The organism is Vibrio sp. D420a, from assembly GCF_030248625.1.
In the GTDB taxonomy this organism is placed as follows: Bacteria; Pseudomonadota; Gammaproteobacteria; order Enterobacterales; family Vibrionaceae; genus Vibrio; species Vibrio fortis_A.
Window position 1 is genome coordinate 221,683 of record NZ_JAHGAN010000023.1, and the last position, 24,860, is coordinate 246,542.

At 45.5% G+C, this 24,860-nt stretch carries 20 protein-coding genes; 12 read left to right on the forward strand and 8 right to left on the reverse strand.

What is annotated here, in order from left to right; translation table 11 throughout:
- The first annotated feature begins 67 nt into the window (after positions 1-67).
- Both KI743_RS15940 and KI743_RS15945 read left to right on the forward strand, forming a co-directional pair.
- A complete protein-coding gene (locus KI743_RS15940) occupies positions 68-1,510 on the forward strand; it encodes a cytochrome c peroxidase (RefSeq protein WP_285467244.1) in 1,443 nt (480 codons plus the stop codon).
- A 131-nt stretch (positions 1,511-1,641) separates the two neighbouring features.
- Positions 1,642-3,120 carry a DUF2867 domain-containing protein gene (locus tag KI743_RS15945; protein ID WP_285467246.1) on the forward strand — a complete coding sequence of 493 codons (1,479 nt, stop codon included), beginning with the start codon at positions 1,642-1,644 and terminating at the stop codon, positions 3,118-3,120.
- A 249-nt stretch (positions 3,121-3,369) separates the two neighbouring features.
- On the opposite strand, the gene KI743_RS15950 is transcribed toward KI743_RS15945, so the two are convergent.
- The 3 genes from KI743_RS15950 to rsuA all read right to left on the reverse strand — a co-directional run bounded on the left by KI743_RS15950 (position 3,370) and on the right by rsuA (position 6,064).
- Complete coding sequence (locus KI743_RS15950) at positions 3,370-4,032, reverse strand: DUF2913 family protein (RefSeq protein WP_285467247.1); 663 nt, start codon at positions 4,030-4,032, stop codon at positions 3,370-3,372.
- The gene (locus tag KI743_RS15955; RefSeq protein WP_285467248.1) at positions 4,032-5,243 is read right to left on the reverse strand and encodes a Bcr/CflA family multidrug efflux MFS transporter; all 1,212 of its coding nucleotides are present in this window, start codon (positions 5,241-5,243) and stop codon (positions 4,032-4,034) included. The genes KI743_RS15950 and KI743_RS15955 overlap by 1 nt, the downstream gene beginning before the upstream one ends.
- A gap of 125 nt (positions 5,244-5,368) precedes the next feature.
- A complete protein-coding gene (gene rsuA / locus KI743_RS15960; protein ID WP_032552205.1) occupies positions 5,369-6,064 on the reverse strand; it encodes a 16S rRNA pseudouridine(516) synthase RsuA in 696 nt (231 codons plus the stop codon).
- A gap of 95 nt (positions 6,065-6,159) precedes the next feature.
- On the opposite strand from rsuA, the gene KI743_RS15965 reads away from it, so the two are divergent.
- The 4 genes from KI743_RS15965 to KI743_RS15980 all read left to right on the forward strand — a co-directional run bounded on the left by KI743_RS15965 (position 6,160) and on the right by KI743_RS15980 (position 10,606).
- Positions 6,160-7,902: a DEAD/DEAH box helicase gene (locus KI743_RS15965; protein WP_285467249.1), complete on the forward strand. Its 1,743-nt coding sequence runs from the start codon at positions 6,160-6,162 to the stop codon at positions 7,900-7,902.
- A gap of 131 nt (positions 7,903-8,033) precedes the next feature.
- Complete coding sequence (locus KI743_RS15970) at positions 8,034-8,435, forward strand: PepSY domain-containing protein (RefSeq protein ID WP_285467250.1); 402 nt, start codon at positions 8,034-8,036, stop codon at positions 8,433-8,435.
- A gap of 104 nt (positions 8,436-8,539) precedes the next feature.
- Positions 8,540-9,199, forward strand: coding sequence for a response regulator transcription factor (locus KI743_RS15975; protein ID WP_032552202.1), 660 nt, complete (start codon positions 8,540-8,542; stop codon positions 9,197-9,199).
- A 60-nt stretch (positions 9,200-9,259) separates the two neighbouring features.
- Positions 9,260-10,606 carry an ATP-binding protein gene (locus KI743_RS15980; protein ID WP_285467251.1) on the forward strand — a complete coding sequence of 449 codons (1,347 nt, stop codon included), beginning with the start codon at positions 9,260-9,262 and terminating at the stop codon, positions 10,604-10,606.
- A gap of 84 nt (positions 10,607-10,690) precedes the next feature.
- On the opposite strand, the gene KI743_RS15985 is transcribed toward KI743_RS15980, so the two are convergent.
- From KI743_RS15985 to KI743_RS16000, 4 genes are all read right to left on the reverse strand, one after another.
- Positions 10,691-11,167: a hypothetical protein gene (locus tag KI743_RS15985; RefSeq protein WP_285467252.1), complete on the reverse strand. Its 477-nt coding sequence runs from the start codon at positions 11,165-11,167 to the stop codon at positions 10,691-10,693.
- A gap of 98 nt (positions 11,168-11,265) precedes the next feature.
- Entirely contained in the window at positions 11,266-14,088 is a 2,823-nt protein-coding gene (locus KI743_RS15990; RefSeq protein ID WP_285467253.1) for a M16 family metallopeptidase, read from the reverse strand.
- Positions 14,085-15,788, reverse strand: coding sequence for an ABC transporter ATP-binding protein/permease (locus KI743_RS15995; RefSeq protein WP_285467254.1), 1,704 nt, complete (start codon positions 15,786-15,788; stop codon positions 14,085-14,087). The genes KI743_RS15990 and KI743_RS15995 overlap by 4 nt, the downstream gene beginning before the upstream one ends.
- Before the next feature lie 77 nt (positions 15,789-15,865).
- The gene (locus tag KI743_RS16000; RefSeq protein ID WP_285467255.1) at positions 15,866-18,196 is read right to left on the reverse strand and encodes a TonB-dependent siderophore receptor; all 2,331 of its coding nucleotides are present in this window, start codon (positions 18,194-18,196) and stop codon (positions 15,866-15,868) included.
- Positions 18,197-18,714: 518 nt separating this feature from the next.
- Between KI743_RS16000 and KI743_RS16005 the strand changes: the two genes are divergently transcribed.
- The 6 genes from KI743_RS16005 to KI743_RS16030 are packed head-to-tail and all read left to right on the forward strand — an operon-like array spanning position 18,715 to position 23,589.
- Positions 18,715-19,458 carry a DUF3450 domain-containing protein gene (locus KI743_RS16005; RefSeq protein WP_285467256.1) on the forward strand — a complete coding sequence of 248 codons (744 nt, stop codon included), beginning with the start codon at positions 18,715-18,717 and terminating at the stop codon, positions 19,456-19,458.
- Positions 19,459-19,460: 2 nt separating this feature from the next.
- Complete coding sequence (locus KI743_RS16010; protein ID WP_285467257.1) at positions 19,461-20,867, forward strand: MotA/TolQ/ExbB proton channel family protein; 1,407 nt, start codon at positions 19,461-19,463, stop codon at positions 20,865-20,867.
- Positions 20,867-21,379 (forward strand): MotA/TolQ/ExbB proton channel family protein, encoded by a 513-nt coding sequence (locus KI743_RS16015; protein ID WP_373417840.1) that lies wholly within the window; start codon positions 20,867-20,869, stop codon positions 21,377-21,379. The genes KI743_RS16010 and KI743_RS16015 overlap by 1 nt, the downstream gene beginning before the upstream one ends.
- Positions 21,369-21,776, forward strand: coding sequence for a biopolymer transporter ExbD (locus KI743_RS16020; protein ID WP_285467259.1), 408 nt, complete (start codon positions 21,369-21,371; stop codon positions 21,774-21,776). Before KI743_RS16015 ends, KI743_RS16020 begins: the two co-directional genes overlap by 11 nt.
- Complete coding sequence (locus KI743_RS16025) at positions 21,748-22,407, forward strand: energy transducer TonB (protein WP_285467260.1); 660 nt, start codon at positions 21,748-21,750, stop codon at positions 22,405-22,407. The genes KI743_RS16020 and KI743_RS16025 overlap by 29 nt, the downstream gene beginning before the upstream one ends.
- 3 nt (positions 22,408-22,410) lie before the next feature.
- Complete coding sequence (locus KI743_RS16030) at positions 22,411-23,589, forward strand: tetratricopeptide repeat protein (protein ID WP_285467261.1); 1,179 nt, start codon at positions 22,411-22,413, stop codon at positions 23,587-23,589.
- A 7-nt stretch (positions 23,590-23,596) separates the two neighbouring features.
- Here KI743_RS16030 and KI743_RS16035 read toward each other — a convergent pair whose 3' ends face one another.
- A complete protein-coding gene (locus tag KI743_RS16035) occupies positions 23,597-24,853 on the reverse strand; it encodes an LssY C-terminal domain-containing protein (RefSeq protein ID WP_285467262.1) in 1,257 nt (418 codons plus the stop codon).
- Positions 24,854-24,860 lie beyond the last annotated feature (7 nt).

Below are 24,860 nucleotides of genomic sequence, written 5' to 3' on the forward strand. Positions count from 1 at the left end.
CTTTTTACCATTTCATTAAGTCTAACTAATTCAATAACTTCCAAAGCAAATCATTAGGGAGTTAAGCATGAATAATAAAAAAATAGCACTAGGGTTAGTGGGTTTAGGTGTCGCGGCTTATTTAGGCTCAGTCTACATTGTAAATAAGGACGATAGAGATCTCGCAGCGCGTCAAATTGCCCAATACTCACACTTAGACCCACAATCACTGAATTTCCAAGCCATGAAGATTATGGCTGACAAAGGGTGTGGATACTGCCATACCTCAGACAGTGAGATGCCTTTCTACTCAGAGTGGCCAATCGCTAAGAATCTAATGGACGCAGATGTACAAGTCGGCCTGCGTCACTTCGATATCAATAAGCTTTACCGCAACCTCCAGAACGAAGAGCCTGTCTCTGAAGTGGCGCTCGCACGTATCGAAAAAGTCTTATATGACGACTCTATGCCACCAAAGATCTATCAATCAATGCACTGGGCAGCTGGAATCTCAAAAGACGAGAAGCACACCTTATTAAAGTGGATTCGTGAAAGCCGCGCTGAACGCCATCAGGACTCCCCTGTTACCGCTGAACGCAAACAGCGTGCATTGCAGCCTATCTACACCACTTTCGAATTTGACGAAGGTAAAGCTGAGCTTGGCAAAGTGCTTTATCACGATACCCGACTTTCTGGCGACGATACTGTCTCGTGTGCGTCATGCCACAGCTTAGATACTGGTGGCGTGGATAACCTAGTGGGTTCAGTGGGTATCGATGGTCAAGTTGGTGGTATCAATGCTCCAACGGTATTCAATTCAGTCTACAACAAACTGCAGTTCTGGGATGGGCGTGCTCACGATCTGCAGGCTCAAGCTGGCGGCCCTCCATTCAACCCAATTGAAATGGGCTCTCACGACTGGGCTCAGGTGATTGAGAAGCTAAGCGACGATGACGAAATGGTCACGATGTTCGAATACGCTTACCAAGGTGAAATGACTGGCGACACCATCACCCACGCCATTGCAGAATTTGAAAAAACGCTCACGACACCAAATAGTCGTTTTGACCAGTATTTAATGGGAGATAAGCAAGCGCTGAGCGAGACAGAACAGCACGGTTTAGATCTGTTTAAACAATACAGCTGCCATACCTGTCATGCTGGTGAAGCTATGGGTGGTGAAACGTTTGAAACTATGGGCATCAAAGCAGACTATTTTGCTGACCGTAGTGCGCCTATCACGGCTGAAGATATGGGACGATTTAATGTAACTGGGCAAGCAAGCGACAAGCATAAGTTCAAAGTACCTACACTACGCAACGTTGAACTTACCGCGCCATACTTCCATGACGGGCAAGCTGAAACGCTTGAGCAAGCTATCTACGATATGGGCAAGTATCAGGTAGGCGTTGAGATGTCAGACAGCGAAGTCAAAGCGATTAAGTCGTTTTTGAAAACCTTAACCGGTGAGTACAAAGGCAAGACATTAAGCACCAAAGCCGACAATGTTCAGCAAGCGAACGATGTATAAACACGACTATCGTTAAAACAATCTGAGACACAATTAAGCCAATAGCAAGATACTATTGGCTTTTTTGCATATGACACTGGTAAATTAACAACTAGTGACGTCCCTACTTCATATCAACGAATGGAGTCTTTATGAAGAAAGTACTGGTGTTAGGCGCTTCTGGTTATGTTGGCTCTCAGCTATTGCCCCAACTCCTCAATCAAGGTTATCAGGTAACGGCAGCCGCTCGTCATATTGACTATTTGCAAGCTCGAACCGACTCTCATCCAAACCTCTCACTAGAGTACTTAGATCTTGCTGATGCTAAGGCGACTAAAAAGCTAGTACCTCAGTTTGACCTCATTTTCTTCCTCGTGCACGGTATGGCAGAGGGACATGACTTTATTGATTACGAGCTCACGTTGGCAAGAAACTTTGTCAATGCGCTTGGCCCTCGCAATCAACATGTGATCTACCTAAGCTCACTGCAACCACAAACGGCAGATTCGGATCACCTTCAAGCACGGAAGAAAACTGGCGATCTGTTAAGATCTGGCCCAGTTCCTATCACTGAACTGCAAGCTGGCGTGATCATTGGCCCAGGCTCCGCAGCCTTTGAGATAATGCGCGACTTTGTTTATAACCTGCCAATAATGATCGCGCCAAAATGGGTCGACTCCAAAGCCAACCCAATTGCCTTAAAGAACCTTAACTATTATTTGTTAAAGCTTGCCGAGGAAAATCCAGAAGCTCACCAAACCTTTGAAGTGGGCGGCCCAGATATTGTCAGTTACCGCAATCAATTTGCTCACATCGCTAAAACCGCAGATAGACCCCTAAGGTTATTGGCGACATCTTTGTTAACTCCAACTATTGCCTCATACTGGCTTGGTGTCGTGACGTCTGTACCTTCGAATATAGGACGCGCCCTCCTTGCGGGCTTAAAGCATGACTTTATTGCTAACTCCACTGCAATTCAGGAGCGTTATCCACAACGACTGATTTCATTCCAAACCATGGTTGAACAAGCGATTCGAGCAGAAGGTGAATTCGTTAAGAGTAACGTTTGGGGCTTCGACAAGGCCGCATTCAAGCGCTGGCAAGCCGGCTACGGTTACTACCCTAAACAGACTGGGGCTACCATCCAATCTACCGTTTCCAAAGAAGAACTCTGGCAGGTGGCTCAACAGATAGGTAGCCCAAAACAAGGGTATTTCTTTGCTAATGCTCTATGGCGGACCCGTGAATGGCTGGATCTTTTCTTCGGTGGTGGAGTGCCCAAAAGGCAAGAACCAGAAGGCCCAACGCTCAAAGTTGGCGATCATATCGATTCATGGAAAGTGATTCGCTGTGAAGAGAATCAGTTCCTATCACTGCTATTCGGTATGAAAGGCCCCGGCCTTGGTCGCCTCGAGATAACAGTTTCCGACCTTGCCGATAATGACCAAACAAACAATCAAAGCGAACTCAATATTACCGCTTGGTGGCATCCTAAAGGCTTTCTGGGATTACTGTATTGGTTTGCCATGATGCCAGCACACCTATTTATATTTAAGGGTATGGTGAAGGCGATAGAGAAGCAGGCGAAGGAGCAGATAAGGGATTCGGGTGGCGAGATGCGAAAAGACTAAGAGCGGATACGAGATTCGAGTCGAGAGATGCGAAAAGACTTAAAAGCAGATTCGAGGTTCGAGTGGCGAGATGCGAGAAGACTCAAAAGCGGATACGAGATTCGAGTGGCGGGATGCGAGAAGACTCAAAAGCGGATACGAGATTCGAGTGGCAAGATGCGAAAAGACTTAAAAGCAGATTCGGGGTTCGAGTGACTAAATAAAAAAGAGCGGATAATTCCGCTCTTCGTATCTCTCATCTCGTATCTACTACTCAGCAACAAAGCTAATTGGGATCTCAGCCAGTTGGTTACCTTGGTTAGCTGGGTAAACTATGTATTCGCCGTGATATTTCACTGCTGATTTATAGTCGGTCACTTTATGAAGCATAAAGCCGGACTCCATAGCAGCTTGAACAAACTCAGCGTGGTTACCACGAACAAACCAGTTCATCGGTTTCACCATCAACTCGCCATCAAACGAGTCGTCACACTGCTTGCCACAAAGTGCGAATGAGTGCTCGCCATCAGTGAAAAATTGAATTTTGCCACCTGTGGTCAGTTCGTCTTCGCTTGAAACGCTCCAACCCATGTCGTACATCTTGTCCATGAAGGCTTCAACGTCACTGTCTTTAAGCGGCTTTGGCTCTTCACCCTGTGGGAAGAATTGAGCATAAAACGCCGAGATTCGACGGAACGTAAATGTTAGATCCGAGTTATTACCCTTAGAACGCCCCTGCTTCTGCCAGCGAATCAGATCCGCAGCGACACAGCGGTCATAAGCTTGCGATTTAATAGCCTTAGTAACCCAGCGCACCAAGTAAAGGTTATTAGCAATCGGCGCGTCTACCGCTTTGCCAGATTTGTGTAGAGCCGTTAACTCATCGAGTGCTGTGTTAACCAGATTTTGAATTTCAATATAGTATTTTGACATTATGCCTTCTTTCCTAATGTCCAATAAAGTAGCGCTGAAAGTACGGCACACAGTGCCATCACAATGACCATAGAGCCAGCACTGTCACTCGGTAGGAACGCAACAATTGCACCCACTACAGAGCCTGTACCAAAACGTAATGTACCCGCGAGCGACGAAGCCGTGCCTGCCATATTTGGGTAACCGCTAAGCAGTAAACCCATGGTATTACTGCCGATGGTGGATAGAGTACCAATGAATAACATCACAAACGGCACAATTCCCCACAAACCCAGGTCTAAAGTCCAGCCGATGAACAAGCCAACCCCCGCGAGCAGTTGAATCGCCAGTCCCACTCTCAACATAGTATGAGAGCCTACCTTTTTCACCATACGACCATTAATGCTGGTCATCAGAATCATGGCAACAATGTTTAAGCCGAACAGGTAACCGAACAGGTCTGGACGTACGCCGTAGATATCAATGTAAACAAAAGAGCCTGCCGTTAAGAACGCGAACATACCTGAAAACGAAAACGCACCCGAGAAGATGAGTCCCATTGCTGTTTTGTTTTTGCATAAGCGGAAGTAGTTACGCATCGTCGTTTTAAAACGCAACGGTTGACGCTTCTCAACTGGCAATGTCTCAGGGATCTTAAACGATACTGCTAGAATCACAATTACAGCGAAAATTGCCAATACCCAGAAAATCGAACGCCAGCCAAACCACAGCGCCAAGTAACCACCAATCATTGGTGCCACCAGCGGCGCAACTGTCATTACCAAAGTAACGAACGACATGGTTCTTGCGAAATCTTCGCGATCAAACATGTCTCGCACAACAGCTTGAATAATTACTGCTGCCGCTGCGCCTGCAAAACCTTGCGCGGTACGAACATAAGTCAGCGCTTCAATGCCATGCGTTGTTGCACTAACCATCGACGCAATCGCAAACAGAACCACACCAATCAGTAGAACGGGTTTACGACCATAGCTATCTGCCAATGGACCATGAAGCAGCTGTCCCAGTGCAAAACCAGCGGTGTAAGCCGTAAGCGTAATTTGAACTTCACCGGCAGTCACACCAAGGTCTTTGGCGATCGTTGGCATCGCAGGCAGGTACATGTCAATGGCAAGTGGCGTCAACGCACCAATTGCACCAAGAATCAAAAACAGCATTAAACCTAGCTGGGGTGTTTCAGGTTGGGAACTGGGGGCAGTTTGGGTTTGCATAAATCTCCGACTAAGTACTAAGAGCTGCGCTTACACGCAGACAGAATATTGGCTGAGACTTTCCTAGTACCAGTCAAAATGAATAGCCGACGCTGTCCTTGGTCGGCACTAAACAGAGAGGAATATTACTTCCAGATAGAGTCGATCTCTTCTTGAGTCAGGTAACGGTATTCACCTAGCTCCAAAGATTCATCCATCTCAATTTCACCAATACGTTCGCGGTGTAGCGCTTCTACTTTGTTACCTAGTGCAGCGAACATACGCTTAACTTGATGGTACTTGCCTTCATGGATAGTAAGAAGCACTTCACGCTCGGCACGCACTTCAAGGTGTGCAGGAAGAGTAAGACCATCTTCGCTTTTTAGCTGGATGCCCTCTTTGAATTTCTCTACGTAATCGTCTTCAACTGGATCCACCAGCCAAACGCGATACATTTTTTCACACTTGTGTTTTGGTGAAGTGATACGGTGAGACCATTGACCATCATCCGTCACAAGCACTAGACCTGTGGTATCCACATCTAGACGGCCAGCAAAGTGAAGCTTGTCCATCTTGATCTCATCAAGCAGGTCGAAAACCGTGCGATTAGAGCTGTCTTCATGCGAGCAAACAAAACCTTCAGGCTTGTAAACCATGATGTAACGAGGGCCTTGAACACGCAGTTCATTGCCTTGCCATTCAACAACGCACTCTTCGGTAACCTTAGTGGCACCGCTCTTTTGCATAACGTCGTTCACTGTCACTGTTTTTGATTTTAAAATCTGTGTTGCTTCTTTTCGAGTGACGCCTAATGAGTCACATAGAAATTTATCTAAACGCATGAATACCTCAACTAATCTAAGTCAGGTATTATAGTCACCTTTGCTCAATTAGTTGAGCGATTTCACACTATTTTTGCCACTTTACAAGACGCAGTATGTATACACTCCGCCCATATCAAGCCGACTCCGTAAAATCTGTTATCCATTACTTTCGCAAACACCAAACGCCCGCCGTTTTGGTGCTACCAACTGGCGCAGGTAAAAGCTTGGTCATTGCCGAATTAGCGCGGCTAGCAAAAGGGCGAGTTCTTGTCATGGCGCACGTAAAAGAACTGGTTGAACAAAACCACGAGAAGTACGAAGGCTATGGTTTGAAAGGGTCGATTTTCTCGGCAGGTTTGGGTCGAAAAGAGACCGACCAGCAAGTGGTGTTTGCCTCTGTACAGTCGGTAGTGCGTAACCTTGATGCCTTTTCCAATCAGTTCTCACTCTTAGTTATTGACGAGTGTCACCGAGTACCTGATGAGAAAAATAGTAGCTATCAGAAAGTGATTGCTCACCTACGTGAAAATAACCCAGGCATTAAAGTACTTGGCCTAACAGCAACACCATATCGATTGGGTATGGGTTGGATCTACCAATACCATACTCGCGGCCAAGTGCGTTCTGAAGAGCCAAGATTCTTCCGCGACTGTATCTTTGAATTACCTATTCGTTATCTTCTCGACGAAGGCTTCTTAACCCCTGCCCGCATGATTGATGCACCGGTACTAAGTTACGACTTCTCACAGTTAAAGCCTGCCAACACAGGCCGCTACAAAGAGGCCGAACTAGATATGGTGATCGAACAATCAAAACGCGCAACACCACAAATCGTTGAGCAAATCATTCACCTAGCGAAAGACAAGCAAGGCATCATGGTGTTTGCCGCCACTGTGCGCCACGCTCAAGAGATTCTTGGTTTACTGCCAGAGGGTGAAGCGGCAATTGTGATTGGTGATACCCCAACCTTAGAGCGTGATCAGATCATCAATGACTTTAAGCAGCGCAAAACCAAGTACCTAGTAAACGTATCCGTACTGACCACTGGCTTCGATGCCCCACACGTGGATCTGATTGCGATTCTGCGTCCTACTGAGTCGATTAGTCTTTATCAACAAATCGTCGGTCGTGGTCTTCGTCTGTCTCCGGGCAAAGAAGAGTGTCTGGTATTGGACTACGCAGGTAATAGCTACGATCTTTATCAGCCAGAGGTTGGCGATCCAAAACCAGACTCTGACAGCGAAATCATCACCATTCCCTGCCCTGCTTGCGGTTTCAATAACAACTTCTGGGGCAAGCTCGATAGTAATGGTTTCTTGCTAGAACATTTTGGTCGTAAATGCCAAGGTTATTTCACCGATGAAGATACTGGCGAGCGTGAGCATTGTGGCTACCGATTCCGAGCCAAGTATTGTGGTGAATGTGGCGCCGACAACGATATCGCCGCGCGAATTTGCCACGAGTGTGATGCGACCCTAGTTGACCCAGACAAAAAACTAAAAGATGCACTGAACCTTAAAGATGCACTTGTATTTGAGTGCCTAGAGATGGACCTCAACGTCTTTAAAGACGATAAAGGTAAATCTCAGCTTAAAGTGACGTATCGAGGTGAAAACCGAGCTCAGGTTCATGAGTTTTGGTCGTTAACTACCAAGAAGCAAAAGCAAACCTTTAAAGACCAATTTGTTCGCCCTCATTTGGCCGACAGACACCGCCCTTTCGAGGAAGCATCTCCAAGCAAAGTGGTCGCTCACCAACATAGATTCAGGCCACCACAATTCGTTATTGCACGTAAGGTAGGTCGTTTCTGGAAGATGCGTGACAAGATATTTGATGATGAGCTTCAGGAGCGTTAACCCTAGTTCACCGCTCTTGTGTCACTAAACCCATAACAAAGGCTGCTAAAGTCTCATTGTGGGTGCGATTCACTTTCTGTTCATCTTCACTTTTTTATACTACTTACTATCAACATTACCTAGGATTCGCTATGTTTAGTAAAGCAATGATTTCTTTGATGTCTTTGAACCTTGGCTTAGTGGTTTCCGGCTCTGCATGGGCGGACTCACACCCTAATGGGCACGACCTCGTTCAAGACGTTCACAAGGAAGGAACTCGCATCGAGTTCGAAGAAGACCAAGATGAAGTTTATGAAGCGGTTAGAGAAGGCTACATTCGCCCGTTTTCTGAGATGTACGCTGCAGTAGAAAATGACCTGCACGGTCGCATCATCAAGGTTGAACTTGAAGAAGACGATGACATCTGGGTCTACGAGCTAAAGATCAACTACAACAACAACATCATCAAGGTCGAATACAACGCTGAGACGTTAGAGATGTTGATGATCAAAGGTCGAAACTTTAAAGATGCGATCAAAACTGACAGCGAATAAATAGCCACAATAAAAATATTTCCCGCTGCGAATAACGACCGACAACAAACAATAACGAATAACAACACCTAATATCGAATAACAATAAGCAAAAAGAGCCAATCATGAAAATTCTCGTCGTTGAAGATGAACCGCGTTTAGGCGAACAGATTATTGAAACTCTCGAAGGAGCCGACTGGGTTCCTGAACTGTCACAAGACGGTATTGATGCACTTTATCGCGCAACTTCAGAAGAGTGGGATGCGATTGTTCTAGACCTTGGCTTGCCAAAGCTCGACGGGTTAACGGTATTGAAAGGTATTCGAGATGAGAATATCAACACGCCAGTGATCATTCTTAGTGCGCGCGATACCTTAACTCAGCGTGTAGAAGGCTTGAATGCAGGTGCCGACGACTACCTCACTAAACCCTTTGAGATGGTTGAATTGATCGCTCGTATTCGTGCCCAACTTCGCCGAGCCTCTGGTTCTGCATCGCCAATCCAACAAATCGGTGACTTAAGCCTGGATACTCGTAGTTCGAAAGTGCTTTGGCAAGGCCAAGCGGTAAGCTTAACAGCGCTTGAGTACAAAGTGGTTGCCTACTTCATGCATAACAAGGACAAGGTTATCTCACGTACTGAGTTGGTTGAGCACATATATAAGCAAGACTTCGACCGCGATTCTAATACCGTCGAGGTATTCATTGGCCGCATTCGCAAGAAGATCGCACCTAAGATCATTAAGACTGTGCGCGGTTTAGGCTATCAGCTTAACGCTGACTAATCTCCCTTCTCTCTGTGGGTGGCTCACTTTGACCCTAGATAAAAGTGAGCCAAAATAGCGATGAATCTAAATAAAAAATCCCTCAAAAAGATCAGTCTAAAAAGCCGCTTGCTCCTCGCTGCGGCTTTTTGGTTAGGTGCCATGATTCTTGCCGCTGGTATTGGTATTCCAAAACTGGTTAACGACTATTTGGTTGATGATCTTAAACAGCAGCTCAGCCTAACTATGGACGAACTCACGGCCAACATCGAAACCAACGATGCGGGCATGCTGATGATGTTGGAGCGATTGTCGGACCCAAGGTTTAATCAACCATATAGTGGCGTCTATTGGCGAGCAGAAAGCCAAGGACAAGTGATTCGTTCACGTTCACTGTGGGATAAAGATATGGATATCAAGCGCTCTCCTATCCATACCTCGATTAAAGGCCCGGACAAAGAACAACTGATTTATATCGAGCAACTCATCTACCTACCCGAGCTAAGTGACCCTGTCACTATAACCATAGGTGTTGATGAAGACCCACTTGAATCTACCCTCCATGACCTTACTGGCCAAGTGTGGATTATCTTGGGCTTGTTGTTTGTTGGCGTTCTGCTTTTGATTGGTATTCAAGTTAGCTGGTCGCTCCTTCCTCTTAACAAAATGCAGCGCGAACTGGCGATGCTACGTAAAGGGGAGCAGCAAGGTCTCAGCGATAGCTATCCAAAAGAGGTTTCCCCACTAGTCTCTGACTTGAACGCCCTACTCTTCCACTATCAAGAGTTGTTGGAGCGCGCTCGACACCATGCTGGCAACCTATCTCACGCCTTAAAAACGCCACTATCAGTACTCAAAAATGAAGTGAACTCACTACCTAAAGAGAACCAACACCTACTGCAGCAGCCGATTGACCAGATTCAGAGCCAGATTGATTATCACCTAGGCCGTGCTCGTATGGCGGGTGCAATGAACATCTTATCGGTGAAGTCATCGCCTTGTGAGCGCGTAGAAGCTATCTCGATGGCCTTTGATAAAGTCTATGCTGCCAATGAAGTCACCATGATCAATGAGCTGGATTCAGAGATTGAGGTCGCCGTAGAGAAAACCGATCTTGATGAGATGGTTGGTAACCTACTGGAAAATAGCTATAAATGGGCTGCCAGCATTATCCGAGTTCACTCCAACGAGCTGAGCAAAGGCCGAATTGAGCTAATTATTGAGGATGATGGACCGGGTATCCCGGAAGAGAAAATGAGCCAAGCGGTTAAACGTGGCGTGCGCCTTGACGAAACAACGCCGGGCACAGGTTTAGGACTCAATATCGTAAACGAGATGGCCCATAGCTATCGCGGGCAACTCAATTTAGAAAAAAGCTCGATGGGAGGCTTAAAAGCAACGCTTATCCTGCAGCTTTCTCAAAACTAGAAGCTTAGAGCTAGATACTGAGAAAAGTTAATAAGCATACCAAACGCATTGGTATGCTTATCTCTATTATCTAGGTAATCAAACCTACTTGCAGCTCGGCAGTAACGTCTGATACATGGTTTTAAAACCTTTCAGAGATACCGTTGCAAGTTCTACTTTTGAACCATCACCTTGAAGCTCGACCTGCAATGACTTAGCGCTGTAGAACGATTCAAGCTGAGTCAGAGGAACAGTTGCCCAGTGAGTCTTGCCTTTAATCCAAACATCCATGGTAAAGCGAGTTCCATCATCCAGCACAGTTTTCGCTGGATAACCCAATTCCTCTCTCAACAAGCCATTAAAGAACAGTAAATTGACGCCTTCAGTGGTGCATCGCAGGGCAACCGTATCGACATTACCATCACTTTTCACACTCGACACGCCAAGGATAACCGCTTCACCAGTATCGAAACTTTTCGACTCGTAATGCTCCCAGTCTTGATAAGTGTCTGTAAGTTCCAAACCAGCACTCGCTTTAAAAGCAAACAGTAATAGTAAGCCTACAATTAAGTGTTTTTTCATCTCTTTTCCCAATAATTAGGCCACGCCTTTTCGTTCGCCTTAGCCTGTCATTCATTAAGACAAAACACTACTCAGTACGCGGCTAAACAATGACTAAATTACTTGGTTTTCGCCGATAATTCTGGAAGTAACACAGCTTCAAAACGCTCCGCTTCGCTCAAGAACTGGCGCATGATTGCATCCACTTTCGCTTTATTACCTTCGCTATTTGCACGACGCTGGGACTGAATCAAACGCGGGCTATCCGTTAGTAAGTAAGACTGTTCCATTGCGTTCAGCATCCCCAAATCAGACCGCAAGTAGCGATCAATTTGGTCATCGCGTTGCACCAACTTGTTCTCCAGTATCTGTTCATCCGCTCCTTGTTTTGCCACGGAGCTCAACACTGAGTGCGTCAGAGAAATCAGCTCGTCAACACGCTCTGGCGCACAGGTAAACAGAATTCGGCCTTCGGCTTGTGGGCTGTGTACGTCTTGCCAGAACCAGCTCGCGACGCCATAAACGCCTGATGCTTGCTCACGAAGCTTAAGTCGCAGTTGCTCTTGAACTAACTCACCGCTTAACTCCAAGTAATATGCGTTATCTGGTCGCCATTGAGAGTATTGAGTTAAATAGATCTCGACCTCTGCTCTCGGCTCTTTCGAATCGGCTGTGCTGTAACGAATCATTGGAGAAAAAGCTTTCACATCGTAGAAAGTGCGTTTTGGCTCTTTCACTTCGATTGACGACAAGTAGCGGGCAGCGAGTTGCTCAAGCTCATTGGCAGAGATATCCCCGACAACAAAATAGGTGTAGTCGGTTTTACCCGCGATGTACGTTTGATAAACGTCGCTTAGCTTCTCCGTGGTGTAGCTTGGAGCTTGTTCGCCATTATCGCTATATACGGTTGGAATACCTGGGAAGCGTAGTTCAGAGACTTTTCGCACAAAGCGATCTGCACCATCGAACTGGCTGCCATTTAAGCGCTGCTCCATCTCAACTTGATACTCTTTCAAGGATTTCTCTGATACCGGACTCGACGCCAGTTTCAAATGAAACAGCTTGAGCATTTTTTCAAAGCTGTCAGTTTTTGCCCAACCTGAAAAACCCTGTTGATAATCGCCAACCAATGTCGACATCACTACTGGGTTGCCTCGAAAGATGGTCTGGATATCAGCCTGAGACACCTCACCAACACCGGTATCATCGACGAGGCTTACAGCGGTTCTCAATGCTTGATAATCACTCTGAGGAATAGAGCGAAGTCCACCTTCCGTCAGCGCCTTAAAATGCACTTGGCCCGGGTTGCTATCGCTATAGCGGTAAACAAGTTTGCTGCCATTACTCAATCGGTATTCCGTAATTCGGTGCTCTGCCCATTTTTTCTCTTGCTTGAGCGTCCCCGGTTTTGGATCAACCACAGGTAGTACAGCGTTGCTGTCATCGACGACCCAAGGCTGCTGCTTAGTACGCATACTCATTTGCCACTCACTCTCCACCCATTCAGATGCAAGTTTTGGCTTACGCTTATCGGTAGGTTGAGTGAGCAGAACCAAGCGAGATTTAGGCTCAATGATATCGAGAAATGCCTCGTTCACCTGCTGCAATGTAATACGGTCCAGAAAGTACTTATTCAGCTCATAAGCTTGATCTTTACTTACCAGAATCTGACCACTTGCCGCAGCAACCATCAAATCTCCCGCAAGATCAATACTGTAGTTCTTCTTGTCTTGGCCTCTCTTGATGACACCTTGTAAACGGCTAATCTCTCCATTAACTTCGGCCTCCGAAAAACCTTGTTGCGCCAACTGAGAGACAAACTGGAACAGCCCTTGTGTTGCTTGTTGGTACTCACCCTCGACTAACTGTAGAGAAAACACAGCCTGTGTTGTTTCTCTGCCGACATTTGATGAGTAGAAGTTCGCGGCGTTAACCACGTTATCTTCATCTTGCTCCCAACGCTGCAAGCGTACATTAAGTAATCGTGTTGCAATTTGATGCGCGAGATCTTGCTGATAACGTGCGTAACTCAGGTCCGGTTCAAATGTAGAGAAAAAGCTCACTTCAACCGAAGGTGATGAATAACCCTCTTCAGAGACCACTTCGCTGCGCCAGCCATCCAAGAGAGGAATGCTGTAATCGATCTTCTCAAGTTCAGATCCAGACGCATTTGCATCTCCCATTTTCTGGGTAATCAGCTGTTTAACCTGTTCTGTTTGAACGTCGCCGACCACCACGACTGACATGTTATCTGGGCGATACCATCTGTTGTAGAAATCCGCGACACGATATTTGGATACATTTTGAATCGTATGCGGGTCACCAATAGGGTCTCGAGTGACATAGCGTGAGCCCGCCATTTCGATGGCACTTTTCTTATCACCCAAGCGCAACATTGGTCCTAAGCGAGCACGCCACTCTTCAAGCACGATACCACGCTCAGCATCAAGGTCGCCCTTCAGCATAGTCACATTACTCGCCCAATCGGAAAGAATGCCCATAACTAACTCAAGTGTCTCAGGATCATTACTCGGTAGGTTCAAGGTATACACGGTATTTTCAAAGTCGGTGAATGCATTGATATCCACACCAAACTTCATACCCGCCTCTTCGAGCACCTTAATCACGTCGTTCCCCGGATAGTGCTTGGTACCATTAAAAGCCATGTGCTCAACGATGTGAGCAACACCTCTTTGGTCGTCGTCCTCGTTCATTGAACCTGCATTAACGACCAAACGAACGTAAACTCGCGATTCTGGGTTGGTATTTTCAGCAATATAGTAGCTAAGACCATTCTCGAGCTTGCCGACTTCGACACTGCTATCGAAGCTTAATGTCTGCGCTAAGTCTAAAGACGTATCTTCACTGTTTGTTGGAGTTGTTACCTGACAAGCACCCAAAAGTGCGGCACTTGCCAAGATCAGTATCTTGTTAATTTTCATGAATATTTAAATGACTGTGTTTGAGTACATAAGGTGATCTGGTTTTGTTCTTCTTCGTGTGTTTCGCGATGAGAAACCTCAACAACATGTGTATCTGGAAGTTGCTGCGCCATGATCTCTCTGATCGAACGATAGCTCTCAGGATCAAGAGCAGACATTGCTTCATCTAAGAACAGCCATTGCGGTTTTTGAACCAAACTGCGAGCCAGCATGATTTTTTGTAACTCACCGCCTGACACACTCTGTTGCCAGTTACTATTTAGATCGAGCTGCTCACTGAATTTACGAATACCAGCGAGAGTTAAGGCATCCACTAACTCCAAATCAGACGTCGATTCGCCGTTTGGATACAGTAAAATCTCGCGTAAGCTTGCATTAGGCAAGTACGGCTTCTGAGGAATAAACATACACTCGCTATCATCTGGCATGCTCACTTCGCCATTTTGGTATGGCCACAAACCCGCCAACGAACGAATGAACGTACTCTTACCGCCGCCCGAGACACCTTTGATGGTGATACTCTGTGAGATCGCCCCACTCTGTTCAGATAGCAGTGGTTGCTGTTGTGGTGAATACAGATTGAGGTCACGCCACTCTGGTTGACTCGAACGTGGCATAGCATTCGCGGTAGGCAATGCCTCTAGTTGTGTGTGGAACGTGATCAAACGGTCAGTCACCGCACGCCAATCAGCAAGTGACTCATAGGAATCAACGAACCAACTGAAGGCCTCTTGAACACGGTAGAAACCGGTCGCAGTTTGCATCATGTCACCAAGCTGCAACGCACCACTCATTAGCCGTGGAGACGCCACCAAGTATGGGAAGATACGAGCAACTTCATTGTAGCCACTGGTAAACGCTCCGTATTTTAGCTTCATGCCAGTGAGTTGCTGCCAGTTATCCCATACCTTGCCGAATAGGTTTTGTGTTCGATGGTTCTCTGCTGATTCACCGCGTTGTAGCGCAATAGATTCCGCATGTTCACGAACTCGCATCAAGTGGAAACGAAAATCTGCTTCACTTTTCTCCTGTTCAAAGTTCAATGGCACTAAGCGTTTTGCAATTTTGTGCGTCAGCCATGTACCGATGATTGAGTACACGATGGCCACCCATACCATGTAACCCGGAATTACCCATTCACTGCCTGCAAACTCAAAAGTAAGGCTGCCAGACAGGTTCCATAGAATCACAACAAATGAGAACAAGCTTGTGATAGTGCGCAGTAGACCTAAGCCCATCGACAGTGTTTTGTCACAGAAATCTTTAACATCCTGTGAGATACGCTGGTCTGGGTTATCGCTATCTGGATAACTCAATTGATGACGATATAGGCGCTTACCACCCAACCACTTCTGCAGAAAAGTATGGGTAAGCCAACGACGCCAACGGATTCTCAATGTTCTTCTCAAGTACTCTTCCGCAAGATCAACCACGGTGTAAACCACCATGATCAATACGAACTGACCGAGCATATTCCAGAAGTTATTCCACTCCTCATTCTGCATTAAATTGAAAAAGTCGCGGTTCCAGTTGCTGTAAAGCACTGCGACTTCAACGATCAGATAATTCAATCCGACTACAAGCCCTAACAACAACCAAGCAATACGCTTCTCGTCGCTACGCCAGTATGGATGTGCTAGCGACCATACTTGCGAAAGGAAAGGTTTGTCTTTGAGAGACAACGGAGATGGGTTAGACATAGTTCACCAAAAACGACAAGGCAACCAGCAGCCAAAGCAACTGGTTACCCTTTACCAAAATAAAAGAAATGTGATTATTAGAATTCGTAACCTAGCTCAAGCCAGAACTCACGGCCTGGGGAGAAGGTAAAGTTGCTACCTGTGCTGATACCCTTTTGGCGCACATCATCTAGGACGTTAAGAACATCAACTTGTACGTAAGCAGAATGAGTGCCATAGAAACTAGGTTGGTAGCGAACTCGTGTATCCCACTGCGTATGCGTACCATGGTCATAGGTGTAGTACATCTCTGTACCGTCAGCTGCATCCGTTGAATATTCCGTGTCTTTCACTGGTGCTTTTATGTAAACTTTGTTTGACCACGCGATGTTGTAGTTTGGTACTTCCATATCAAGGCCAAGGCGTACTATCCACTCTTCACCACTGCTGTTTACTTCTTCCTGCGCTTCTGCGCGGGTCATCAGTTTTCCATCAAGGTAAATAAGTTCATTGTCGTTATAACCAGTGCCTAAGTTAGACGCATCCGTTGTTGTCCAGTCTGCGGCAAGGGTCGTTGTCCAATATGTTGGACCTAACACCCATGGCTTAATGTTTGAAGCTTGAATGGTGTACACATCGACGTTGTAACTTTCTGTATTTCTATAAGTCACCACGCCCCCTGTGTCTTTAGCTTTAATTCTGTCTTCGTATTTACGACCTACATAATGAGCAGAAAGAACAAAGTTCGACACATTCTGTGTAACACCTAGCGAGATCTCATCAGAATAAGGCGTTTTCAAGTTTTCAATTGATGCGTAATCACGAGTAGTGTCTTTATTCAGTTCCAGTATTTCACCCGCTAGTTTCATGGAGCCAAAAGAGCGACCATAGTAGCGGTTCATACCAAAACTAACGTTTGTGTCACGAAGGACCTGTAACGACGAAGCGAAGCGATACGCAACATTCGTATTATCTAAGAAGTCATCGCGATCAACACGAACACCAGGTCGAAGTTTTAGATTACCAATTTGAATTTGGTCTTCCATATATGCTGCGTAATCTTGGTGATCTGTGTTTACGTTTCCTGCGTTTACCGTCTCGACACTTGTGCCAAGGTCAACACCATTCCAAGTCATCGACGTATTAACTGTGACATCGCTATCACGATTAAACTCATACGTAGTCTTGCGGTAATCCATACCCATAGAAATTAGATGAGAAGTCGGTCCTAGTACAAAGCGATCAAAATCGTACGCTAACATCAGATTGATGTTTTCCTGCGTCATATCACTATCACCATACCCACCTTCGTAATATTCGAATGGAGGATCAAACTCAATATACACATTAGCCACATTTGAAGACGAGTCGCGCTCATCTTTAAACTTGTCGTATGCTGCTGTTGCAGAAAACGCTCCCGAACCTAATCTTTGCGTCCACTTAATGGTAGAGCCGTAAGCAAGGTGAGTATCCGTAACATCGCCTTCTGTGTTGGTAGCGTAGTACTTACCTTCGCTGTAATCAGACAAACGCAAACCGAACTCTAGCGAGCGAGTTGTATCTGGAACCCAGTTGAAGTTTGCAAGGAAATTGTCTGAACGACGGGTATGATCTTCTACATCCCTCTTTCCTGTCGGATTAAGCAAACGTGTCTGCTTGATGTCTGAGTCTCGTCGGCTAAAACCAAGTACCATACCAATATTGTCAGTAATAGATTGCTCTGCCATTAGGCTAAAGAAGTTCTTTTTATATTTCGGCTGATACGGTGTCTCAACGCCATTTGGTACCGTAGCTTCCGCCGCTGCCTTAACACTGTCATCAATATGAACTGAGGCCCAATCGGATTGGGTGCCACGATAACGAAGCTTGACGCGATTTTCGCCACTGTATTGACGAGTTTCTGCATTAACAGCCCCCCCAGTAAATCCACCAAACTTAGCAGGAATATCACTAGTATAAGACGTGATGCCTCCCAAAAGATTAGCGTCAAAATAGTAAGCTTGCTCTGAACTCTTATATGGATTTACTGCCATAGAGCCATCAAGAACTTGCCCCTTTGGGTCAATGTCGTTGTTGATGTTAATTCCATCGACCAAGTATGCCGTTTGCTCAGGATCTGCACCATTAATTGAGATTGAGCTCGGCTTAATCTCGCCGCCTTGTAGGCCATCTAAATCACCACCAGCAAATCGTACATTTGGGTTGTCTTTTAGATAATCGGTTAAGTTACCGTTTGAAGAAGGGGTATCTTTGATGTCATCCGCATCCAGAGTTTGTTTTGTTGAAAGCTCATCATCTCTCGTGTCAGTAACATTAACACTAAGTTCAGCTTCAGCCTCAGATGGTTTTTCTGTTTTTGCGTAAACGCTAGACACAGAACAGAGCGACGCAATGGTCGCTGCAAGAAGAGTTTTGTTAAAAGGGTGCATGTTAAAAAGGTCTAGGTGATAATAATTATCATTAATGCTAACAATAAGACATTCAACAAGTAAATCCCTCACCCATTACCAATAACGGCAGAATAATCTACCAATACCTGATTTTAGTTAATGAAAATGCAACATTCATTACTGTTATAAATTATACCCAAATCTTATAGAACCCTTTAACCACAAGGCTTAATGAAAATAAATATCATTTGGAATAAAATGTCGCTCACCACATTTACTCACACAAACTGTTAACAAAATAATTATTATAAGAAATGCAGTTTTGTTAAGGCAATCGATAAAATACAAATCAATGACAATTCATACAAAAACAAGACAGACAAGGAATAACCAGCATCTTGAAATAAATTTAAATCAAATAAAATCAATCATTTAAACTAAAAATCACAATGTAACACGAAAAATAATGCTTCACATATAAATAAAAACAATTATCATTCCCGATCTTTTGTGATTGCTTCACCGAATATTTCCAACCAACACAAGCGCTCATACTGATGATTCAACTCCGTTTTACACTCTTAGCGATATGCTCATTATGTCTGCAAAATAATGCATTTGCAGAATCAATCACTAATCAAAAGATACAAGAACAAGTTGGGCATATCGAATCAACATCTGCAATCCAAGATCGTATTGAGTCGATCGACGACCAAGCTCAGTTGCAACGTGAAACGGCAAGATCCCTAGATCATGAAATAAGGTTGCAAAGCCGCTATCAAGCGCAGCTCACTAATCAACTGATTCAACTACAGAATGTTATTGACGGGCTAGACGTTGAGATGGATAACATCCGCCAAACTAAGGTCAGCTTATACCCACTACTAGAGCAAATGACCGAAACACTGACAGAACTAGTGTTGGCCGATCTCCCATTCGATCGACAAACGCGACTAAAACGAATCAACCAACTAAACGACAACTTGCTCGATCCTCAACTGAGCGATGCTGAAAAACTCGAACGAATCTTGATTGCCTATCAAACAGAAATCCAATTCGGCACCGAAGTAAAAACATGGTTTGGCAGGCTAACAGCTGATCAAGAAGTTCAATATTTAAGGGTTGGACGTTTGGGTTACTACTATCTATCACTTGATTCATCACTGGCTGGTGTGTGGCGTCCGAAACAACAGGTATGGGCAACGCTCTCAAGCGAACAAACCAAGCAGGTCAACCAAGCTATTACAGCACTGAACAGCGGTAATACATACCCACTCCTCACTCTTCCAAAGGCGCAATAGTCATGAAGAACCTAACAGCTAATAACAGCACTTACATGATGAAAAAGAGCCTTTGGAAATCCCGTAACAGTGCGATGTTGATAGTCAGCCTAGCCACAATGTTGGGCGCTAACCAATCTCACGCTGCAGAAGAACCAGTTCGTTCACCTGTTTCGGCAAGTGAGAAGTCAGAGCGATCAACAACTAGCGATTCACTGCAATCCATCTTTGAACGTGTTGAGAAAGCGAGCCAAGCCGATATTCAGCGCTACCAAGAGCTTAAAGTTCGCAAACAAGAACAACTCATTGAAGCAAACGCGCGAGTCACCGCGCAGCAAACCAAGCTACAAGCGCTCAACACTCGCAATGCTCAGTTAGAGGAACAGATTCTTCAGCTACAGCAAAAGCTGCAGGATAAACAGAAACAGGTCAAAGCCGCTAAAGCTGACATCGTTGAGGTCATTGATCTCACTTCTGCTCAACAGAGAAATTTCCTCTCGAACAATCGCCCTTTAGCGACTTGGGCAAACGTGAAAGAACCGCAACCTGTCGATGAAAATGACTTCAGTATCGCAACCATCCATCAGCTTTGGTTGGCAATGGTGCAACAAATCTCTACATCGAGTGCACCAAACGAACATGCGGGTGAGATATTGCTGCCTAATGGAGAGGTCAAGCAAGCTTCAATTCAACAAGTTGGTGCATTTAGCCAGTTTGCTGAAGGCTATGGCTGGCTTAGTTTTGATGGTGCACGCCAACAGTGGATTCAGCTCACTCCACAACCTCAATTAGTTCACAGCAACGAGCAATGGTTCATCGATCCTGCCTTTGGTTTTGGCTTCTTGGCCAACGCGAAGCAACCTAAATGGTATGAGGCTTACTTACCTGCCGGCATTATTGGGCTGCTCATCGGTGTTCTTGCTGTCATCGGTTTTTCTATCGGTTTAGCACGCTTATTCAGTGTAACCAGAGAGAAAAAAGCAGTGAAGCAGCAAGCCTTAGAGCTCAGTAAATTATCCGAAAAAAACATGTTAGGTCGCGTGCTCCTTCAACTTAAGGGATGTACAACAGACCAACAGATGGAAGATGTTGTAGACGCCAACATTAGCCGAGAGATGCCATGGCTAAACAAAGGTATAGGTACATTAGCAGTTTTAGCAGCAATAGCGCCATTAATGGGACTTTTAGGCACCGTTGGTGGAATGATCGAAACATTTAGTGTCATTACCGCGCAAGGTGCTACTGATGGTGAGCTACTTTCAGGTGGCATTGCAGAAGCGTTACTGACCACAAAGTTGGGGCTACTAGTCGCAATTCCCCTATTGATATTGCACTGTCTGGTTAAAACACAAGCACAGCAATTATCGGAGATTTTGGAGCATCAGGTCACCAGTTTAGTCGTGGACATCAGACACGGTAAACAAGCGTAATGCTAGAGCAAATATTAAGCGCACGCTTACCCATGGACCACCCCATTATGTGGGCCATTGGTTTGGTGTCTTTGGTCATGTGGGGGTTAATCATCCAATGCTATTTCCGTTTTCACAGTCTGAAGCAGTTGAATCTTACCTCGCAAATTCACCACGTGAGTGCGCGATACTCAAGTATTACCAGTAGTGAGCTAAAGCACATTCAACAAGGTTGGATTAGCCAAATTAATCAGCACCTTAATCTAGGGTTAAACGAAATTAGGCTCTGTGTTCGCATTCTTCCCATGCTCGGTTTGCTAGGTACAGTCGATGGCATGATGGAGTGTTTTGCACAGTTGAACAATGACGATGTGTTGAACGCGGTTTCTAATGGTATCAGCCAAGCCATGTTGACTACTCTGGCCGGCCTGCTCGCGGCCATATCCGGCATGTACTTAGCCTATAACCTAAAGCGACAACAACAAAAGCTAGTAGAACTCTGCATCAAACAATGGAAAACCGATGAAAATTAAAACGTTCACTGACAGAGAAGATTCCCCTCAAGTTGACCTAACTCCATTGATTGACGTGGTGTTTATCCTTTTGATCTTTTTCATCTTGTCGGCCAACTTTCAAAAAGAGTCGACCTTAAACGTTGATAGGCCTAGTGCATCAAGCTCGACTCTCACACCACAATCGGAAACTCTGACTGTGAGCGTCGATCGTGACAAAAACATCTGGTTTAACGGGCAGACCGTAAACCTCAGCCAACTTCAATTCCAAATTAAGGTTAACATCACCGAAAAACAGACCACTAACGCCATCGTTAATGCCGATCGCTCTTTAGACACCGGTACTCTTATTTCTGTTATCGACACACTGCGTTTATCAGGGCTTACCAATGTTGCTATCGCTACCCAAGACCAGTAAACCCAAGCAGTTCGGTATTCTTGGGTTGGCTGTGGGCGTCAATCTAATCCTAGTTTTGGTGCTGCACTTGCTTGTTTCAACGCCAACGTTGACGCGAGATAGTTCCGCCTACCCGACATATGTCCAAACCATCACCTCTCAGAAAAAGCCACAAGACCCGGAAACAATGAAGCCTATTGTTGCAACTAGCGCCCCCAACTCTGCGCCAAGTCGCCCGGCCCTAGTTAACTTTGAGATACCCAACATGGAAAGCCTAGTAACTCTCCCAAAGGTGACGTTTAAGCCGAGTGATGAGTTAAACGTTCATCTCAACTTTGATTTTTCATTTTCGGGCGAAGGTTTACAACAAGGGAGCAATTTCCGTTCTCAAGTGGTAATGGCAAAACCAACTTACCAAATTCCGCCAAAATACCCGGCCAAAGCGAAACGTAATGGCATTGAAGGACATATCACTTTTTCATTGTTGATAAACCAGCAAGGTGAAGCTGTGCAACATAAAGTTGTAGAAGAGTCGCCTCCTGGGGTGTTCTTGCGTTCATCACTACGTTCCGTCATGCGCTGGAAGTTTGTACCACCACAATCAGGTGAGCAATGGCAACAAGTCACTATAAGTTACAACTTGGAAGATTAAAGGATGAGAATAGTTTCGCTACTTATAGCCATGCTAGTGAGCACTGCTGCTTTCGCTCAGGTCGACATTCAAACCTTTGAGCGCTACCAAAAGCTAAGCCAATTTCTAGAACGTGATGATATTGATATCCAAGCGTTTGAACGCTTTCATCACAATCATCTGGGTGACAATAAAGAGACGTTAGAGCTCACCAAAAGCCTTTATTTACAAGCTTGCTTGAAGCTTGAAAAACTCAAATGCGCACTAAACAGAAACAATGAACTGTTGGAATTAACCGAAAACAGCGCTAACCAAGAGCAGCTATTGCGCCTTGCAGTACAGTTAAACTATCAGAATGGCCGCAATTTAGACGCCCTATCGCGTTTTAATGAATGGAATTTAAACCGAGCATCATTATCAAGTACTGAGCAATCAAAGCTACCTAACACATTGAAAGCTGAGGTTTATACCCTGGCTGCGCACAGTGCTTATCAAATCGAGAAATGGTTAGCGAGTGTAGAGGCGATAAAAACAGCGATTGAACTCAATCCAACAAAGCAGCGCTACCAGCTCCTATTAGCAAGCTACCAACGTTTGAACGCGCATGAAAAAGAGCGAGAGACACTGCTCAAAGTTACTCACCTTTATCCGAATGAAGTGAAGCTTTGGGCGCGCTTGGCTCAATCTAGCCTTTATTTTAAGCAGCCAGCTCGCGCTATTGCTGCGCTTTCAGTGGTGCGAGAACTAAACCAACTGACGGAACCACAAAGGCTACTCTTGGCACAGCTACAATTAACTCAAGGAGCACCTGCAAGTGCCTATCAAACTTTGGATGAACATCGCCCATCAACTCAGTACCAAGATAAATTCAACAAACTGAAGCTACATGCTCTACTCAAATCTCGTCAGCGTGAACAAGCTCTGCAGCTGCTGCATTTGTTACCGAGCGACACTCAACTCGCGACTAAAATTCAACTCAGCTACAACGAACAAGAGTGGGATAAAGTCATCACGCTTCTAGATCAACAAATCAAACAGCAGCCCGATAACCCAAGATGGAAGTTATTGAAAGCGATCGCGCATTTCGAGTTAAGTCAGTACGACCAAGCAAAGCCTATATTGACAACTCTGGTTGGCGGCAAGCTTGATCGCTCAGCACAACAATGGCTCGCTCAAATCGAATATCTGAGCGATGCGAGCTAATCAGGCGTTACCCTCCTATCACCAAGATATTGCCGTCGGTAAAGTAATCATGGTCATCGTTTAGAACCTCGGCTCTCGCTAAGGGCTGTTGTTCTATCGATATCTGAGGAAGGTTTTGTTTCACCTGCAGCTCTAAGCTATCACGCTCTGCATCAACGTTCGGATCAATGTTATGCAAAATCGTCACAATGCCTGAGTATGGCGTTAGCTTTAAGCCGTTGTCATAACTGATCGCACCTAGCCACTTGGTCTGTTGGGTCACTGGATCCAATCCCGCTCGCCACCATCTAATATGGCTGCGTTTCATCAGATTACCAGGTAACTGAAATGCCATATCTTGTGGCTCACCTCGCCAATACAAGTCGGAAACGGGCGGCGTATTTTCTTTTAGCAGTGTTAGATAACCCGCCCATTCAATCTCATTGCGAGAGAAGGTTTGATTCTCTATCCAACCAAGCTCTCTCATCAGTTCTCGCGGACTCTCACCTATATACACAACGTTGATTGCTTGTGCGTCATAGAAAGAAGACTTCCCTGGAAACGCCTTGTATGTAACTGCATCTAAATGTATTGACTGCGCCGCTAACTCTGAAGGTTGCGTATTAAAGTCATCAGCCTTCCAGAAGAAATGGGCATAATTTGCGTAAAGCACCCAAGCCACCAGCAGTGCACTCGATTTAAGCATCACTTTTCGCCACTTAAGGCGGCGAGCAATAATGGCAAACACACCGACGACAAACAGGCCAATCAATAAGCTCTGGTGCTCTGCGATAAAGGTTTGAACCCCTTGCAACATCGGGAAATGCTCTAGGCCATGAGCCAGTAGCGCTCCCCAAAAGATAAACTGACCACCACCCAGTATCAGACCAATGGTCGCCAGCAGTGAAAACTTATGCCAAGAGACCCGGTGCGATCCAGCGATAACTGGCACAACCCAAGCAATGGGGCCCAGCAAGCGTGCAAACAGAATTATGTAAGTTCCCTTTCTGGCGATAAGGTATCGACAGCGTGCTATCAGTCGCCTTGTTTTAGGTCGATAAGTCATCAACTTTCTCTGTGCCTGAAAACCCCATTTCGAGCCAATGAAGTAGCTAAGTTGATCACCGATAAAGCCGCCCAACATTACCCATACCAAGGCCGACCATACGCCAGAATAAGCTTGATACCCTGCAGCAATGAAAAATGGCTCCCCCGGTACAAAAAGGTTGGGGCCGATCAGCGCATCACCTAATGCGCCTAGAAACAGTCCTACTCCCTCAAACATAGCGATA